Here is a 16953-nt window from a genome sequence, read left to right as displayed (position 1 = left end):
ACTATTCATATATATGACTGAATGTCTGCATAAATAAAGCGGCTACCTGTGCGGTCGCCCGCTCTACAACAATCGACTGAGGTAGCTTCTACGATGGCCAGTACCATCCTGCCCACTGTCAGCGGTATCGACACCCATGCCCATATCTTCCGCCAGGATCTGCCGATGCTGCCCAACCGGCGCTACAGCCCGGATTACGACGCGCTGGTGGAACAGTATCTCGAGCATCTGGAGCGCCACGGCCTGTCCCATGGCGTCTTGATCCAGCCGAGTTTTCTCGGCACCGACAACAGCTTCATGATCGAGGCGCTACGCCGTTATCCGCAGCGTTTGCGCGCGGTGGCGGTGGTCGATGTGGCGGTCAGCGAGGCGCAACTCGATGAATTGGCCGCAGTCGGTGTGGTGGGCATTCGCCTGAACCTGATCGGCAAGGCACTGGAGGATTACACCGGGCCGCAGTGGACGGCGCTGTTCGAGCGTCTGGCCAGACGCGGCTGGCAGGTGGAGATCCAGCGTGGCGTCGATGATCTGGCGCTGATCGTGCCGGTCATTCTCGGTTGCGGTGTGGATGTGGTCATCGACCATTTCGGCTTGCCGACCGGCGGCATCGATGTGCAGAAAGCCAATCATCGAACCTTCCTGCACCTGCTGGCCGAGCCCAGGGTGTGGCTCAAGCTGTCTGCCACCTATCGCAGCGAATCCGGCCTGGCTCAGGCGCAAACCGTGCTGGCACAGGTGCGCCAGGCAGCGGGTGGCATCGAGCGCTTCCTCTGGGGTAGCGACTGGCCCAACACCCAGTTCGAAGATCGGACAAACTACGCCGAGCAGTTCGCGTTGATCGAGACGCTGTTGCCGGATGCGGCCGAACGCAAGCAGGTGCTGGTGGATAACCCCGCCCGGCTTTTCGGCTTTACCAGCACTCGCTGATCAATTTCGAACAACAACAGGAAGCCTTCATCATGATGAGCATGCTCGTCGTCGCGGCCCTCGTCGTCGCTGTCGCCCTCGGCTACAAAACCAAGATCAATATCGGTCTGTTCGCCATTGCCTTCGCCTACCTGATCGGCTGTTTCGGCATGGGCCTGAGCCCGTCCGAAATCATCGACATGTGGCCGTTGAAGATCTTCTTCATCATCTTCTCGGTCTGCCTGTTCTACAGCTTCGCAACGGTCAACGGCACCCTGGAAAAACTCGCTGAGCAGCTGATCTATCGTTGCCGTAGCGTGCCGCAGTTGCTGCCGTTCGCCGTATTCTTCACGGCGACGGTGATCGCTGCGATGGGTGCGGGCTATTACACGGTGCTGGCGTTCATGGCACCGATCACCCTGCTGCTCTGCCAGCGTACCGGCATGAGCCTGATCGTCGGCGGTATGGCGGTGAACTATGGCGCGTTGAGCGGTGCCAACTTCGTCTCCAGCCAGAGCGGCATCATCTTCCGCGGGCTGATGAGCAATGCCGGTATCAGTGAGAGCGATGCCTTCATCAATGCCTTCGGTATCTTCGTCAGCACCCTGATCATTCCGCTGCTGGTGATTGCCTTCTTCGTCTTCCTCACCGGCCATGGCCGGGCGATGAAGGCTTCGGTGTTCGATGCCAGCGAACCGACGCCCCTCAATCGCGAGCAAAAGACCACGCTGTGGCTGACCCTGGCGATGATGGTCATCGTACTGGCCGCGCCGATCGCTCATATCGCTCTGCCAGACAACGGCACCGTCGCCTTCATCAACTCGAAGATGGACATCGGCCTGATCGCCAGCATCTTCTCGGTCATCGCCCTGCTGCTGAAGCTGGGCGACGAGCGCAAGGCCATGGCCTCGGTGCCCTGGGCCACGCTGATCATGATCTGCGGCGTCGGCATGCTGATCTCGGTGGCGATCAAGGCCGGTACCATCGATGTACTGGCGTCCTGGATCGGCAGTAGCATTCCGCCGATTCTGGTGCCCGTGGTCTTCGGTGTGGTGGCCGCGTTCATGTCGCTGTTCTCCAGCACCCTGGGTGTGGTCACGCCGGCACTGTTCCCCATGGTGCTACCCATCGCCCAGGCTCTGGGACTGGAACCGATGATCCTGTTCATTGCCATCGTAGTGGGCGCTCAGGCGACCTCGATCTCGCCGTTCTCCTCCGGCGGCAGCCTGATCCTTGGTTCCTGTACCTCGGAGCAGAGCCGCACCTCGCTGTTCCCGCAGTTGTTGTTCAAGGCCGCGCCGATCGGCTTCGTCGCGGCGCTGGTGTTCAACCTGTTACTGACGTTCGTCTATTAACCGCGCACCAGAGCCATAAAAAACCGGAGCCAGGCTCCGGTTTTTTATGGCCTGCCGTCCCTGGCGGCCACCCTGCGGGCCGTCGCGAGGCGACGTTAAAAATTGCTCCCGGCAATTTTTTATTGCCGTTGGCGCATCACTTCGGCAGCAGTTCCAGCAGACGGCCACCGCTGCCATCTTCCAGCAGCCAGATGCTGCCGTCCGGGCCTTGCTCCACTTCACGGATGCGCGCGCCCATGTCGTAACGCTCGGCCTCGCGGGCGTTTTCGCCGTCGAAGGCGACCCGCACCAGCGCTTGCGAGGACAGCCCGCCGATCAGGCCCGCGCCATCCCAGCCAGGGAAACGCTGGCCCTGGTAGATAACGAAGCCAGCCGGGGAGATGACCGGGTTCCAGGTGACCTTCGGCGCCTCGAACTCGGGGCGGGTATCGTGATCCGGGATCGGCTGGCCACCGTAGTGGTTGCCGTTGGAAACCTCGGGATAGCCGTAGTTCTCGCCACGTTTGATCAGGTTCAACTCGTCGCCGCCGGCCGGGCCCATCTCGTGTACCCACAGTTTGTCCTGGGCGTCGAAGGCGATGCCGAGCATGTTGCGATGACCCAGCGACCAGACCTGAGCGGCCACTTCGCCCTGATCGGCGAACGGGTTGTCGCCGGGCAGGCTGCCGTCGTCGTTCAAGCGCACGAGCTTGCCCAGGTTGGCTTGCATGTCCTGGGCGGGAGTGAATTTCTGCCGTTCGCTGGAGGTGATCCACAGCTTGCCATCCGGGCCGAAGGCCAGGCGATGGCCATAGTGGCCGCCGCCGCTGACTTTCGGTGTTTGCTGCCAGATCACGCTCAGCTCGGTCAGCGCGCCGCTGCCATCGTCGTTGAGCTGCAGCTTGGCGCGGGCCACCGCGGCGCCACGGGTATCGCCATCACCGGCTTCGGCGTAACTGATGTAGACCCAGCCATTGTTGGCGAAATCCGGATGCAGGATCACGTCGCCGAAACCACCCTGGCCACCGTAGGCGACTTCCGGTACGCCGGCGATGTCGCGGGTCGTGCCGCTCTTCGGGTCGACATGCTTGAGCGCGCCACGTTTTTCGGTCACCAGTACTGTGCCGTCAGGCAGGAAGGTCATCGCCCAGGGCTCATCGAGGGTGGCGCGCGGTTCGGCGGTGAACGGCCACTGCGCCTGGGGCAAGGCGTCGGCGGCCTGGGCGCTGAGGGTGGCGAGACTGAGTGCGATACCACCGAGCAGGTGGTGGACGGGACGGGCCATGGCGAATCTCTCTCCTTGTAGGCGGACGATCACGTTACCTGCCGCTCTGCCAGTGGGGCAGGGCGTTTTTGTTACGACGCACGTCGAGGTCGTTGGTTCGAGTTCCATGATGGCGGGCGGTAACAGTGCCACAATAAGGGCCTGTCACTGACTCGAGCCCCACATCCCGTTCATGAAAATCCTCAGCCTGCGCCTGAAGAACCTCAACTCGCTCAAGGGCGAGTGGAAGATCGATTTCACCGCCGAGCCTTTCGCCAGCAACGGCTTGTTCGCCATCACCGGGCCGACGGGGGCGGGCAAGACTACCTTGCTCGATGCCATCTGCCTGGCGTTGTATCACCGTACGCCGCGCATGGAGCGGGTTGGCGGCGAGAACGAACTGATGACCCGGCATACGGCCGAATGCCTGGCCGAAGTCGAGTTCGAGGTGAAAGGGCAGGGCTACCGTGCGTTCTGGAGTCAGCGACGAGCGCGGGACAGGGCCGACGGCGCGTTGCAGGGCGCCAAGGCCGAACTGGCGCGGCTGGATGGGCAGATCATCACCGACAAGCTCAGTGAAAAGCCCCGCGAAGTGGAGCGCCTGACCGGTCTGGATTTCGGTCGCTTCACCAAGTCGATGCTGCTGGCCCAGGGTGGTTTCGCCGCCTTTCTCGAGGCCTCGGCCAACCAGCGCGCCGAGCTGCTGGAAGAGCTCACCGGTACGGAGATCTACGGCCTGATTTCGCAGCGGGTGTTCGAGCGAACCCGTGAAGTCAAGGCCAACCTGGATCAGTTGCGAGCGCGGGCCGAGGGCGTCGAATTGCTCAGCGCCGAGCAGCGCCAGGAGCTCGCTGACGAAGCGCAGCAGTTGGCCGGCGAGGAAAGCGTGGCGCAGGCGCAACTCGCCGAGGCCGGCCGGCAACGCCAGTGGCTGATCGATCTTGGGCGTGCCGAGCAGCAGGTGACCGGCGCTGCAACGCAGATCGAGGCGGCCGCACAGGCCGAGCGTGAGGCGGCAGACGATCTGGCACGCTTGCAGCACAGCGAGCCGGCGCAGCGTCTGCAGCCCGTGTACCAGGCACGGCATGATGCCGCGCAAGTACTGGCCGCCAGTGAAGAAGAACGGATGATGTACCAGGGGGAACTGGCAGCGGTCGATACGCAATTGCACGCCAGTCTGAAGCAGGCGGCTCATTGCTCCGCAGCCATCGCCCTGAACCGACGCGAAGCCTTGCAGCGTCTGGACGATGAGTGCCAGGCCCTGGACGTCCAGTTGCAGGCCAGCGCAGAACATGAACGACTGGCGGTGCAACTCAGCGGCTGGCAACACGCCTTCGACGTTCGCCAGCAGGTGCGTCAGGCCATCGTCGCCCTACAGCAACGCCAGCAAGCAGGTGCCGCACAGCTGCAGCAGTTGCAGCTCGGCCTGGACGTGCTCGGGCCGGCGCTACACGGCACCCTGCAGGCCAGGACGGCTGCCGAGCAGTATGGCGCAGAGGTTGAGGGGCGTTGGCAGGCGGCTCTTGGCGATCGTCGCGAGGTGGAGTGGCGCAGCCACTGGCAGACCGTGCACGCGCAGGGCAGTGCGCTCGAGCAACTGGCGCAACTGGCCGAACGGCGCAGCCAGCTCACGCAGCAACAGCAGCGCGTTGCCGCCGGTCTGGCCCGCCAGCAGCGAGACCTGAGTGAACGGGAAACCGAGCGCTCGGCACTGCGCGAACGTTATCGAGAACTGAAGCAGCGCTTGGCTGATCAGGACAAGCTGCTCGAGCAGGAGCAGCGTATCCAGGCGCTGGAGGCGTATCGCACGCAACTACAGGCCGGTGAGGCCTGCCCGTTGTGCGGTTCCCACGAGCATCCGGCCATCGCGGCCTACCAGGCACTGGATGTATCAGCGACCCAACGCGAGCGCGACGAGGCGCGGCAGACACTCGAAGCGCTGACCGAGCAGGGCCAGAATTTAGGAAATCAGGTCGCCACGCTGCAGACCCAGGTGGCTCAGAGTAAAGAGCAGGAACAGGAACTGCAGCGCCAGCTCGACGCGATAAGCGCTGCCTGGCAACGCCAGGGCGAAATCCTCAAGCCGTTGCCCGAGGACGAGCAGGCATTGGCTGCCGCGCAGACCCGACAGATCGCCGAGCGCGTCGAGGTCGACCGCACCCTGAGCCAGCTCGATAGCCTCAAGCAGGATCTGGAGCGTGCTCGCCAGGACACCAGTATTGCGACCCAGAAACACGTGGCCGCGCTGCAGCAGCAGGGCACCGTGGAGCGCGACCGCGATCTTGCCCAGGCCGCGCAACAGGCCCTGGACGAACAGCTCGGCGCCCAGCGTGAACACCGGCAGCAGGTCGAGGCCGAGCTGGCCGCGGAACTGGCTGCTTTCGGTCACTCCTTGCCCGATGATGGCACTGCCTGGCTGGCTGCACGCCGGGCCGATGCGCAGCGCTGGCATGAGGCGCAGCAGCGGCGTCAGACGTTGGCGCAACAACTGCCAGGCCTGCAGCACCAGGCCAGCGAGGCTGAGAAGCAGGCGCAGCAGTGGCTGTCGCGTTGGCAGGAGGCGGGTGGAGAGCCATTCGGCGCAGTGCGCGAAGATCAGGCTGACGTCCGCTTCGATTCGGCTCAGGCCGCCTGGCAAGCTGCCGAGCGCCGCGGCCTCGAGCTGCGCATCACCCTGGATGGCCTCGTGCAGCGCCAGGCCGTATTGCGCGAGGCTGAGCAGGCCGCTGCCGGAAAATGGCAGGAGGTTCTGGCGGACAGCCCCTTCAGTGATGAAAGCGGATTTCTCGCTGCCTTGCTCGACGATACCCAGCGCGAGCAGTTGCAGGCGCTCAAACGGCGTCTGGACAAGGCCCGAACCGAAGCCCAGGCGCTGTATGCCGCGGCGCAGGTTCAACTGGCCGCACTGCGTGCCGAACCGCAGACCGAGCACAGCATCGAGTATCTGGACGAGCATCTGCAGGCCTTGCAATCGACCTTGAGACAGCTTGGTCAGCGGCAGGGCGAGATTCGCGGACAGTTGCAGGGCGATGACCAGCGCCGGCTCAATCAGCAGGCACTATTCGAGACCATCGCCACGCAGCAGGGCGAGTACGACAGCTGGCAGCAGCTCAACAGCCTGGTCGGCTCGGCCGACGGCGCCAAATACCGGCGCTTCGCCCAGGGCCTGACCCTTGGACACCTGGTGCATTTGGCCAACCAGCAGTTGCAGCGCCTGCACGGTCGTTACCAATTGGCGCGCAAGGCACTTGGCGAGCTGGAGCTGGAAGTGATCGACACCTGGCAGGGCGATGTGGCCCGCGACACGCGCACGCTGTCCGGCGGGGAAAGTTTCCTGGTCAGTCTGGCTCTGGCCCTGGCGCTGTCCGATCTGGTCAGCCACAAGACCCGTATCGACTCGCTGTTTCTAGACGAAGGTTTCGGCACCCTGGATGGCGAGACGCTGGAAGTCGCTCTGGATGCTCTGGACAACCTCAATGCCAGCGGCAAGATGATTGGCGTGATCAGCCACGTCGAAGCGCTCAAGGAGCGCGTCGCGGTGCAGCTCAAGGTGAACAAGGGTGTGGGCATGGGCTATAGCAGCCTGGATAAACGCTATGCGCTATAAAGCACTGCTGCTGTGCATGCTGGCGGGGATCGCCCAGGCAGAGGATCTGCACCGTGACTTTGGTCTGCAGGCCATGGACGAGCGTGGTTGTGTGCTTGGCAACGCGGCCGTGCAGGCGCCGACCTTGACCTTGATGGCGGCTGCCTATGGCGAGTCCGAAGAGCGTAAGGAAATGGCGCTGGCGCAGATGAAAAAAGCGCTCGAGGCTGGCTGCCCGGTCGATGAACCCGACCAGGTGGGCCTGTCCGCTCTCAACGGCGCCATCCTTTATGGCGAGCCCGAGTTGGTGGCCATGCTGCTGGAACACGACGCCGATCCACGGCGCAAGATCGTCAGCCCGAAGACCACCATCAACGGCCTCGACTCCTTCGCCTTTCTCGATATGCTCGAGGCGCGTGATAGCAAGCGTGATCGCTCGGCCATTCGGGCGTTGCTCGAGGGCGAACGTTAAGGATGTCTTGGTGCTCCCGCCTGGCGGCTAGGTGGCGGAAGCGGACGGTCGGTGGCCCGCGTTGAACCATGGATCACGGCCTTCGGCCCCGGATTACGCCTGCGGCTAATCCAGGCTACATTCTAGGTGGCGGAAGCGGACGGTCACCACCCCGTAGGGTGGATGTCGCTCTTTTCATCCACCATTGCGATTGCAGAGCGGTGGACGGATCGGGCCGCGCAGGTGAAGCGTCGTCCACGAAGGGACGTTTCCGCCTTTTTGTAGCACTCTATGGATGAGCCATCGCGGTCAACGCGTTTTCCTGTGCACACCCCGTTGCAAATTCCGAGCGGAACCATCTGGGCGCCTGGGTCATCTGTTGTAGGTATTTTTTCATCGCCCTTGGCGGGCGGCGTGCAGATTCCTTCAAATTTCAGGGACGCCCATGCATAGACGTAACCTTCTGAAAGCCTCCATGATGATGGCCGCTTGTGCCGGTCTTCCTGCCGGGCTGTTCAGCCTGCGCAGCTTCGCTGAAACTGCCGATGGTGAGGCCGAAGCATTCGATTTCAAACAGTTGCAGGCTCGCGCCAAGCGCATGGCCGGTAGTGCCTACAAGAGCACCGCCGAGGTGTTGCCCAAGACCCTCGCCGAGCTGACCCCACAGCAGTTCAACGCCATCCAGTACGACCCGGCGCATTCGCTGTGGAACGAGCTGGGCGGTCAATTGGATGTGCAGTTCTTTCATGTCGGCATGGGTTTTCGTCAGCCGGTGCGCATGCATGCCGTCGACGCCAAGAGCCGGGTTGCCCGGGAAGTGCATTTCCGCCCGGAACTGTTCGAGTACGGCAAGAGCGGAGTGGATGTGGCGCAGCTCAAGGGTGACCTGGGCTTCGCCGGACTCAAGGTGTTCAAGCAGCCGAATATCGCCAAGTACGACATCCTGTCCTTCCTGGGTGCCAGTTACTTTCGCGCGGTGGACAACACCGGCCAGTATGGTCTGTCGGCCCGTGGCCTGGCGATCGATACCTTCACCGATACGCCGGAAGAGTTTCCCGATTTCACCGAGTTCTGGTTCGAGACGCCGGACAAGGACGCCACCCGTTTCGTCCTGTATGCGTTGCTCGATTCGCCGAGCGCCACCGGTGCCTTCCGCTTCGATATCGATTGCCAGGAAACTCAGGTGGTGATGGATATCGATGCTCACATCAACGCGCGCAAGGCGATCAAGCAGCTCGGTATCACGCCGATGACCAGCATGTTCGCCTGCGGCGGCCACGAGCGACGCATGTGCGATTTCATCGCCACCGCCATCCACGACAGTGATCGCCTGTCCATGTGGCGCGGTAACGGCGAGTGGGTCTGCCGGCCACTGAACAACCCGGAAAAGCTGCAGTTCAACGCGTTTGCCGATACCAACCCGAAAGGCTTCGGCCTGGTGCAGAACGATCACGACTTCAAGTCCTATCAGGACACCGTGGTCTGGTACAGCCGTCGGCCGAGCCTGTGGGTCGAGCCGACCACCCAGTGGGGAGAGGGCAGCATCGACCTGATGGAAATCCCCACCACCGGCGAGACCATGGACAACATCGTCTGCTTCTGGAACCCCAAGCAGGCCATCGAGCCCGGCACTTCGCTGAACTTCGGCTACAAGCTCTACTGGGCCGCACTGCCGCCGGTCAAACCGACCCTGGCGCAGGTGCTCGCCACCCGTTCCGGCATGGGTGGTTTCACCCTCGGCTGGGCGCCCGGCGAACACTGGCCAACGGTCTGGGCACGGCGTTTCGCCATCGATTTCACCGGTGGCCCGCTGGAGAAAATGGACTGGAAAGAGCGCATCGAAGTGGTGGTCGAGGCCTCCCACGGCGAAGCCAAGGATTTCAATATCCTCGCTTTGCATCCGGAGATCACCGGTTTCCGCGCCCAGTTCGACTGGTTCCCGACCAGCGACAGCGTCGAGCCGGTGAACATGCGCGCCTACCTGCGCCGGGTCGACAACAAGGAAGTGCTCAGCGAAACCTGGCTGTACCAGTACTTCCCGCCAGCGCCGGCAGAGCGTCGCTACCCGGATACGCCAAGCTGAGGCCGAACGCCCTCACGTGAAGCGAGGCGTGGCAGACGCTCCCTTTGGGCGGCGCTCTGCCCACGCTTCCGGCCGGCCTGATAGACTGGTGCACTTTCCCGAATTCCAAGAAGTGCGCCATGGCCCAGCCGTCCACGACCTACAAGATCGATCTGAACCTCACCGATATCGATCGCAGTATCTACGAGAGTCTGCGTTTCACCGTGGCCCGCCATCCCTCGGAAACCGAGGAACGTCTGGCGGCGCGGTTGATCGCGTATGCCCTGTTCTATCAGGAGCATCTGGCTTTCGGTCGCGGCCTGTCGGACGTCGACGAGCCGTCATTGTGGGAAAAGAGCCTGGACGGTCGCGTGCTGCACTGGATCGAGGTCGGTCAGCCGGACAGCGAGCGCATCACCTGGTGCTCGCGGCGTACCGAGAAGTTCAGTCTGGTGGCCTACGGTAACCTGCGCGTGTGGCAGACCAAGTGTCTCGACCCGGTGCGCACTCTGAAGAACATCAATGTGGTCGCCCTGGATCAGGAAGCGTTGGCCGATCTCTCCCTGGATCTGCCCCGTTCGCTGAGCTGGAGCGTGATGATCAGCGATGGCGAGCTGTTCGTGACCGATGAGCGCGGCCAGCACGAAATTCCTCTGGAGTGGCTGGTCGGCGAGCGAACGCTGAGCAACTGACCTGAGCCGCGCCGAAGGCGCGCGCCCTCCGTTTCAACCGCAAGAGTAGAATCCGACGTCCATGCGTATCGAGTCCCGCCCGCTTCCCGCTTCTCTGCCCGATCTGGGTAATCTGCCGCCTTTGTTGACCCGTCTTTACGCGGCCCGCGGGGTACTCTCGGCAGTGGAACTGGAAAAGGGCCTGGCACGGCTGATTCCGTTCACCCAGCTCAAGGGTATCGATGCGGCGGTGGCGCTGCTGGTCGAGGGGCTGCGCCAGCGGCAGCGCCTGCTGATCGTTGGTGATTTCGACGCCGATGGCGCCACCGCGAGCACCGTCGGCATGCTCGGTCTGCGCATGCTCGGTGCCGCCCATGTCGATTACCTGGTGCCGAACCGCTTCGAGTACGGCTACGGCCTGACCCCGGAAATCGTCGCGGTGGCGCTGACCCGCGAGCCGCAGTTGTTGATCACCGTGGACAACGGCATTTCCAGCATCGAAGGGGTGGCCGCTGCCAAGGCTGCCGGCCTGAAAGTGCTGGTCACCGACCATCACCTGCCGGGTAACGAACTGCCTGACGCCGATGCCATCGTCAATCCCAATCAGCCCGGCTGTACCTTCCCGAGCAAGTCGCTGGCCGGGGTCGGGGTGATTTTCTATGTGCTGCTGGCGCTGCGTGCGCGGCTGCGCGAGTTGGGCTGGTTCACCGCCGAACGTCCCGAGCCCAACCTGGGCGAGCTGCTCGATCTGGTCGCCCTGGGCAGCGTGGCCGACGTGGTGCCGCTGGACGCCAATAACCGCATTCTGGTGCACCAGGGCCTCGCGCGCATTCGTGCCGGCCGGGCGCGGCCGGGGTTGCGGGCGCTGCTGGAAGTCGCCGGAAAACAACATGGGCGTATTACCTCGACCGATCTGGGCTTCATTCTCGGCCCCCGCCTGAATGCCGCCGGACGCCTCGACGACATGAGCCTGGGTATCGAGTGCCTGCTCTGCGAGGACGAAGCACTGGCCCGCGACATGGCCGTGCAGCTCGATCAGTTCAACCAGGATCGCAAGGCCATCGAGCAGGGCATGCAGCGTGAGGCGCTGGCTCAGCTCAAGGATCTGCCGCTGGAAAACCTGCCCTTCGGGCTGTGCCTGTTCGAGGCCGATTGGCACCAGGGCGTGATCGGTATCCTCGCCTCGCGCCTGAAGGAACGCTATCACCGCCCGACCATCGCTTTCGCCGATGCCGGGGAGGGCATATACAAGGGATCCGCACGCTCGGTGCCGGGCTTCCATATCCGCGATGCACTGGATGCCGTGGCGTCTCGCCACCCGGGCCTGATCAGCAAGTTCGGCGGCCATGCCATGGCCGCCGGTCTGTCGCTGCCGGCAGAGCACTTCGAGACCTTCGCCGCGGCGTTCGACGAAGAAGTTCGTCGTCAGCTCTGCGAGGACGACCTGACCGGGCGGCTGTTGTCCGACGGCGTGCTGAGCATCGACGAATTCAATCTGCCGCTGGCCCGGGAACTGCGTAATGCCGGGCCCTGGGGCCAGCACTTTCCCGAGCCGCTGTTCCACGGCGCCTTCCAACTGGTGCAGCAGCGTATCGTCGGTGAACGCCACCTCAAGGTGGTGCTGAAGAGCGAGTGCGGCAGCCTGCAGTTGGACGGCATCGCCTTTGGCGTCGACCGTGAGGTGTGGCCCAATCCGACCGTGCGCTGGGTCGAGCTGGCGTACAAACTGGACGTCAACGAATTCCGCGGTCAGGAATCGGTGCAGTTGCTGATCTCCCACCTGGCGCCGCGCTGACAGGCCGTCGATCTCCCGCACCACCCATCTTGAACGTTGCCCACAGGTCGAGTGTCTATCGGCCTGTGCGTTGCGGCCGTTTGCGCAATATTCTGACGCAATCTGTAACCGACGGCACAGGGTCTGTTGCCATTTCAGCACGACCGCGCCGGAGCCCGTTTTGCCGCGAGGAAAGGCACGAGCCGCGAAGTTTGGCTGGCCAAATGAGTCGGCGAGAAACGCAGCATCGCGGCAAAACGGGCCCGGCCCTGTGGGTTGCGCGGGAAATCTCGCCATGCGTTGTTGGAGGACTTGGCAAGGGGGCAACCATTCCCTGCGTCCTCCGCCTAGCGGATCGCCGCCCGGCCTGGCGTGATTTCTCGCGGCAACGCGGCTTGCGCTGAAATGGCAACAGACCCTTAGGCTTCGCAGTAGATTCACCCATTACCCTGAACGTTTGGAGATATCCATGAATACGCGCGGCTTGCTCGACCAACTGCTGAAGTCCGGGCAGGAGTTGCTGCAACAGAATACCGGCGGCAAGTCCTCTTCGGGGCTGGGTGGCGCGCTGGGCGGATTGCTTGGCGGCAGCAGTGGCGGCGTCGGCAAGCGTGACAACGGCGGTATCGGCTCGATGCTCAAGGGTGCTGGTGGTGGCGCGGCGCTGGCCATGCTGTTGGGCAACAAGAGCGCCCGCAAACTCGGCGGCAAGGTCATCACCTATGGCGGCCTGGCCGCGCTCGGTGTGATCGCCTACAAGGCCTACGGCAACTGGCAGGCCAAGCAGGCCGGTGCGCCACAGGGCGAGCCACAGACCCTCGACCGTCTGCCGGCTCCCCAGGTGGAACTGCACAGCCAGGGCATTCTCAAGGCGCTGGTAGCCGCGGCCAAGGCCGACGGCCACGTCGACGAGCGTGAGCGCGAGTTGATCGAGGGCGAGTTCAGCAAACTGGCCAGCGACAGCGAAACCCAGCGCTGGCTGCAGGCCGAACTGAACAAGCCCTTGGATCCCGCCGATGTGGCGCGCTCGGCCAGCACGCCGGAAATGGCCGCGGAAATGTACGTGGCCAGCGTACTGATGGTCGATGAAGAGCACTTCATGGAACGCGCCTACCTGGAAGAACTGGCCCGCCAGCTGAAGCTCGACCCGGCGCTCAAGGCCGAGCTGGAAGCCCAGGTTCGTCAGGATCTGCAATAACCCCCCCTTCACTGTGCTGCCGACGGTTCCACGCCGTTCGGCAGCCATATCTTCCTTTTTCCTGACATGCGGCCCGATTGATACGCTCCATCGTGCTGCCAGAGAATTCTGAGTCAGGTATACTCCTCGGCTTTTCCGAAGTTTTACCTGCGAGTGCCTCCAGCCATGGAAATCAACCCGATCCTTAACAGCATCAAGGACCTGTCCGAGCGCACCCAGACTATTCGGGGGTATCTTTGACTACGATCACAAGCATGATCGTCTCGTCGAAGTAAACCGCGAACTCGAAGACCCGAACGTCTGGAACAAACCGGAATACGCCCAGAACCTGGGTCGTGAGCGTGCCACGCTGGCGCAGATCGTCGAGACCATCGACGACCTGACGGGTAGCCTGGCCGATTCGCGCGACCTGCTCGACATGGCCGTCGAAGAAGACGACCAGGGCGCGGTCGACGACGTCGCCGCGGAAATCGAGCGTCTGCGCGAAATCCTTGAGAAGCTGGAATTCCGCCGCATGTTCAGCGGTGAGATGGACCCGAACAACGCTTATCTGGACATCCAGGCCGGCTCCGGCGGTACCGAAGCGCAGGATTGGGCCAACATCCTGCTGCGCATGTACCTGCGCTGGGCCGACAAGCGAGGCTTCAGTGCCGAGATCGTCGAGCTGTCCGAAGGCGAAGTCGCCGGTATCAAGGGCGCCACCGTGCACATCAAGGGCGAGTACGCCTTTGGCTGGCTGCGCACCGAGATCGGCGTGCACCGCCTGGTACGCAAGAGCCCGTTCGACTCTGGCGCCCGTCGCCACACCTCGTTCTCGGCGGTGTTCGTGTCGCCCGAGATCGACGACAAGGTCGAGATCGAGATCAATCCGGCCGACCTGCGCATCGACACCTACCGCTCCTCCGGTGCCGGTGGCCAGCACGTCAACACCACAGACTCGGCGGTACGTATCACCCACGTGCCAACCAATACCGTGGTGGCGTGTCAGAACGAACGTTCCCAGCATGCCAACAAGGACACCGCCATGAAAATGCTGCGGGCCCGGTTGTACGAACAGGAAATGCAGAAGCGCAACGCTGCTTCTCAGGCGCTGGAAGACACCAAGTCCGATATTGGCTGGGGTCATCAGATCCGCTCCTACGTGCTCGATGACTCGCGCATCAAGGATCTGCGTACCGGCATCGAGCGTAGCGACTGCCAGAAGGTTCTGGATGGCGACCTCGATCAGTACCTCGAAGCCAGCTTGAAACAAGGCCTGTAATACCTTTTGGTTCCGCCCCGGTGGGGCGGCGACTACCCCGTGATGGAATCCCGACGAACATGAGCGACCAACAACCCGACCAGCAGCAACTGCAACAGGAAGAAAACAAGCTGATTGCCCAGCGCAAGGACAAGCTTGCTGTCATCCGTGAGCAGGGCAATGCCTTCCCCAACGACTTCCGTCGCGACAACCTCTGCGCCGACCTGCAGAAACAGTACGTCGACAAGACCAAGGAAGAGCTCGAAGCCGCTGCCATTCCAGTCAAGGTTGCCGGTCGCATCATGCTCAACCGTGGCTCTTTCATGGTCATCCAGGACATGAGTGGGCGCATCCAGGTCTACGTCAACCGCAAGACGCTGCCCGAGGAAACCCTGACAGCGGTCAAGACCTGGGACATGGGCGACATCATCGCCGCCGTTGGCACCTTGGCCCGTAGCGGCAAGGGCGACCTGTACGTCGAGATGACCGACGTGCGCCTGCTGACCAAGTCGCTGCGTCCGCTGCCGGACAAGCACCACGGCCTGACCGACACCGAACAGCGCTATCGCCAGCGCTACGTCGACCTGATCGTCAACGAAGAGGTTCGTGAAACCTTCCGCGTACGTTCCCAGGTGATCGCTCACATCCGTCGTTTCCTCGCCGAACGCAACTTCCTCGAAGTGGAAACGCCGATGCTGCAGACCATCCCTGGCGGTGCCGCGGCCAAGCCGTTCGAAACCCACCACAACGCGCTGGACATGGCCATGTTCCTGCGCATCGCGCCTGAGTTGTACCTCAAGCGCCTGGTGGTTGGCGGCTTCGAGAAGGTCTTCGAGATCAACCGCAACTTCCGTAACGAAGGCGTTTCGACCCGGCACAACCCCGAGTTCACCATGCTCGAGTTCTACCAGGCCTATGCCGATTACGAAGACAACATGGATCTGACCGAGGAATTGTTCCGCGAGCTGGCCCAGAGCGTGCTCGGTACCACCGACGTGCCATACGGCGACAAGGTGTTCCACTTCGGTGAGCCGTTCGTGCGCCTGTCGGTATTCGACTCGATCCTCAAGTACAACCCGGAAATCACCGCCGCCGACCTGCAGGATGTAGACAAGGCGCGTGAGATCGCCAAGAAAGCCGGTGCCAAGGTGCTTGGCTTCGAAGGCCTGGGCAAACTGCAGGTGATGATTTTCGAAGAGCTGGTCGAGCACAAGCTGGAGCAGCCGCATTTCATCACCCGTTATCCGTTCGAAGTGTCGCCGCTGGCCCGTCGCAGCGACGATGATCCGAGCGTCACCGACCGCTTCGAGCTGTTCATCGGTGGCCGCGAGATCGCCAACGCCTACTCCGAGTTGAACGACGCGGAAGATCAGGCCGAGCGCTTCCAGCAACAGGTGGCCGACAAGGACGCCGGCGACGATGAAGCCATGCACTTCGACGCCGACTTCGTCCGTGCGCTCGAATATGGCATGCCGCCGACCGCAGGTGAGGGCATCGGCATCGATCGTCTGGTGATGCTGCTGACCAATTCGCCGTCGATTCGCGACGTGATTCTGTTCCCGCACATGCGTCCGGAACTCTGAGCGTTCAAACAAGCCGCCCTCGGGCGGCTTTTTGTTGTCCGTGATTCAGCGCCTATCCTGTGAGTGGGTGCCCGGTCGGTGTGCTTGACGCGTTGCGTCAAGGGAACGGACTATGCTCGTGGCGGCCTCACGATCGTCTCAAGGAGAGCATGATGAAAGCCTGGCGTGCACTGGTGATGCTGTCGTTTCTATTGTTGGGTGGCTGTCTGGTGACCTTCAAGGAGCCGATTCCGGCCAATGAAGTGGCACCGATCCCGCTGCTCGGCGTCTGGTCGCGTACCGATGAATGGGGCGAACTGCGCTACCTGGATATCAGCCGCTCGGGCTCCAATCTGTACAAGGCCGATACCTATATCGACAGCACCGACAATGTCGCCAGCCTGCAGAGCTACAGCTTTACCGTCGCTCACCATGGGCGACGCTGGTACCTGTCGGCCGGGGTGCCCAAGCGCATGGGCGCGAATTTCGCCATCGGCGGTTTCGAACTGACCCACGACAATGAGCTGGTACTGTTCAACCTCGATGTCGAACGCATTCTTCAGGCCATCGATAACGGTGAGCTGAAAGGCAGCAGCGTGGAGATGCCGCAGGGCGACGGCGTATTGGTCACCAGCGGGCTGGAGCAGGTGTTCGCCTACCTCAATGACCCGGCCAACTCCGATGTGTTTGTCGAGGTGGCGCGCTATCAGCGAACCGGCCCGTAAGAGCCTTTTTACGATCTGCTGCGCGTCGGCCCTGCGGCGTTAAAAACAAGGTCGGCAAGCCGCTTGCGGCTAACGCACTTTCTATAGTGCGACCCCGAAGGGGCGAGCGAAGCGAGTCATGCTCATTTACAGCTAGTAAACTCGAATGCGAGCCCAGTCCGCTTCCTTGCTTGTTTTTGC

Annotated in this window: 12 protein-coding genes; 11 read left to right on the top strand and 1 reads right to left on the bottom strand. The window is 62.7% G+C overall.

Annotated elements, in window-relative coordinates:
• Window positions 1–93 precede the first annotated feature (93 nt).
• Together DNK10_RS21400 and DNK10_RS21395 are read left to right on the top strand one after the other, a co-directional pair.
• Window positions 94–927 (top strand): amidohydrolase family protein, encoded by an 834-nt coding sequence (locus DNK10_RS21400; RefSeq protein WP_131192926.1) that lies wholly within the window; start codon window positions 94–96, stop codon window positions 925–927.
• 32 nt (window positions 928–959) lie between these two features.
• On the top strand, window positions 960–2261 hold the full coding sequence (locus DNK10_RS21395) for an SLC13 family permease (protein ID WP_131179869.1): 1302 nt from the start codon (window positions 960–962) through the stop codon (window positions 2259–2261).
• Between the two features lie 136 nt (window positions 2262–2397).
• Here the strand turns inward: DNK10_RS21395 and DNK10_RS21385 are convergent, their stop codons facing one another.
• The gene (locus tag DNK10_RS21385; protein ID WP_131192924.1) at window positions 2398–3525 is read right to left on the bottom strand and encodes a PQQ-dependent sugar dehydrogenase; all 1128 of its coding nucleotides are present in this window, start codon (window positions 3523–3525) and stop codon (window positions 2398–2400) included.
• A 172-nt stretch (window positions 3526–3697) separates the two neighbouring features.
• Between DNK10_RS21385 and sbcC the strand changes: the two genes are divergently transcribed.
• From sbcC to DNK10_RS21340, 9 genes are all read left to right on the top strand, one after another.
• Entirely contained in the window at window positions 3698–7111 is a 3414-nt protein-coding gene (sbcC, locus tag DNK10_RS21380; protein WP_131192923.1) for an exonuclease subunit SbcC, read from the top strand.
• On the top strand, window positions 7101–7562 hold the full coding sequence (locus DNK10_RS21375; protein ID WP_131179872.1) for a hypothetical protein: 462 nt from the start codon (window positions 7101–7103) through the stop codon (window positions 7560–7562). Before sbcC ends, DNK10_RS21375 begins: the two co-directional genes overlap by 11 nt.
• A gap of 424 nt (window positions 7563–7986) precedes the next feature.
• Window positions 7987–9624, top strand: coding sequence for a glucan biosynthesis protein D (locus DNK10_RS21370; protein WP_131192922.1), 1638 nt, complete (start codon window positions 7987–7989; stop codon window positions 9622–9624).
• A gap of 119 nt (window positions 9625–9743) precedes the next feature.
• The gene (locus DNK10_RS21365) at window positions 9744–10295 is read left to right on the top strand and encodes a YaeQ family protein (RefSeq protein WP_131192921.1); all 552 of its coding nucleotides are present in this window, start codon (window positions 9744–9746) and stop codon (window positions 10293–10295) included.
• Window positions 10296–10356: 61 nt separating this feature from the next.
• Window positions 10357–12069, top strand: a complete 1713-nt coding sequence (recJ, locus tag DNK10_RS21360; protein ID WP_131179875.1) for a single-stranded-DNA-specific exonuclease RecJ — start codon at window positions 10357–10359, stop codon at window positions 12067–12069.
• Between the two features lie 448 nt (window positions 12070–12517).
• The gene (locus DNK10_RS21355) at window positions 12518–13246 is read left to right on the top strand and encodes a tellurite resistance TerB family protein (protein WP_131179876.1); all 729 of its coding nucleotides are present in this window, start codon (window positions 12518–12520) and stop codon (window positions 13244–13246) included.
• A 165-nt stretch (window positions 13247–13411) separates the two neighbouring features.
• Window positions 13412–14507 (top strand): peptide chain release factor 2 gene (prfB, locus tag DNK10_RS21350; RefSeq protein ID WP_131179877.1). Its coding sequence is split into 2 segments (ribosomal slippage): window positions 13412–13483 and window positions 13485–14507, totalling 1095 coding nucleotides; the frame shifts between segments, so codons are not numbered across the junction.
• A gap of 59 nt (window positions 14508–14566) precedes the next feature.
• The gene (gene lysS, locus DNK10_RS21345) at window positions 14567–16069 is read left to right on the top strand and encodes a lysine--tRNA ligase (protein ID WP_131192920.1); all 1503 of its coding nucleotides are present in this window, start codon (window positions 14567–14569) and stop codon (window positions 16067–16069) included.
• Window positions 16070–16221: 152 nt separating this feature from the next.
• Window positions 16222–16773 (top strand): hypothetical protein, encoded by a 552-nt coding sequence (locus tag DNK10_RS21340; protein WP_131179879.1) that lies wholly within the window; start codon window positions 16222–16224, stop codon window positions 16771–16773.
• Window positions 16774–16953: the final 180 nt, after the last annotated feature.

Source organism: Phytopseudomonas daroniae, from assembly GCF_004327275.1.
Taxonomy (GTDB): domain Bacteria; phylum Pseudomonadota; class Gammaproteobacteria; order Pseudomonadales; family Pseudomonadaceae; genus Aquipseudomonas; species Aquipseudomonas daroniae.
This window is presented reverse-complemented; position numbering and strand designations above follow the sequence as displayed.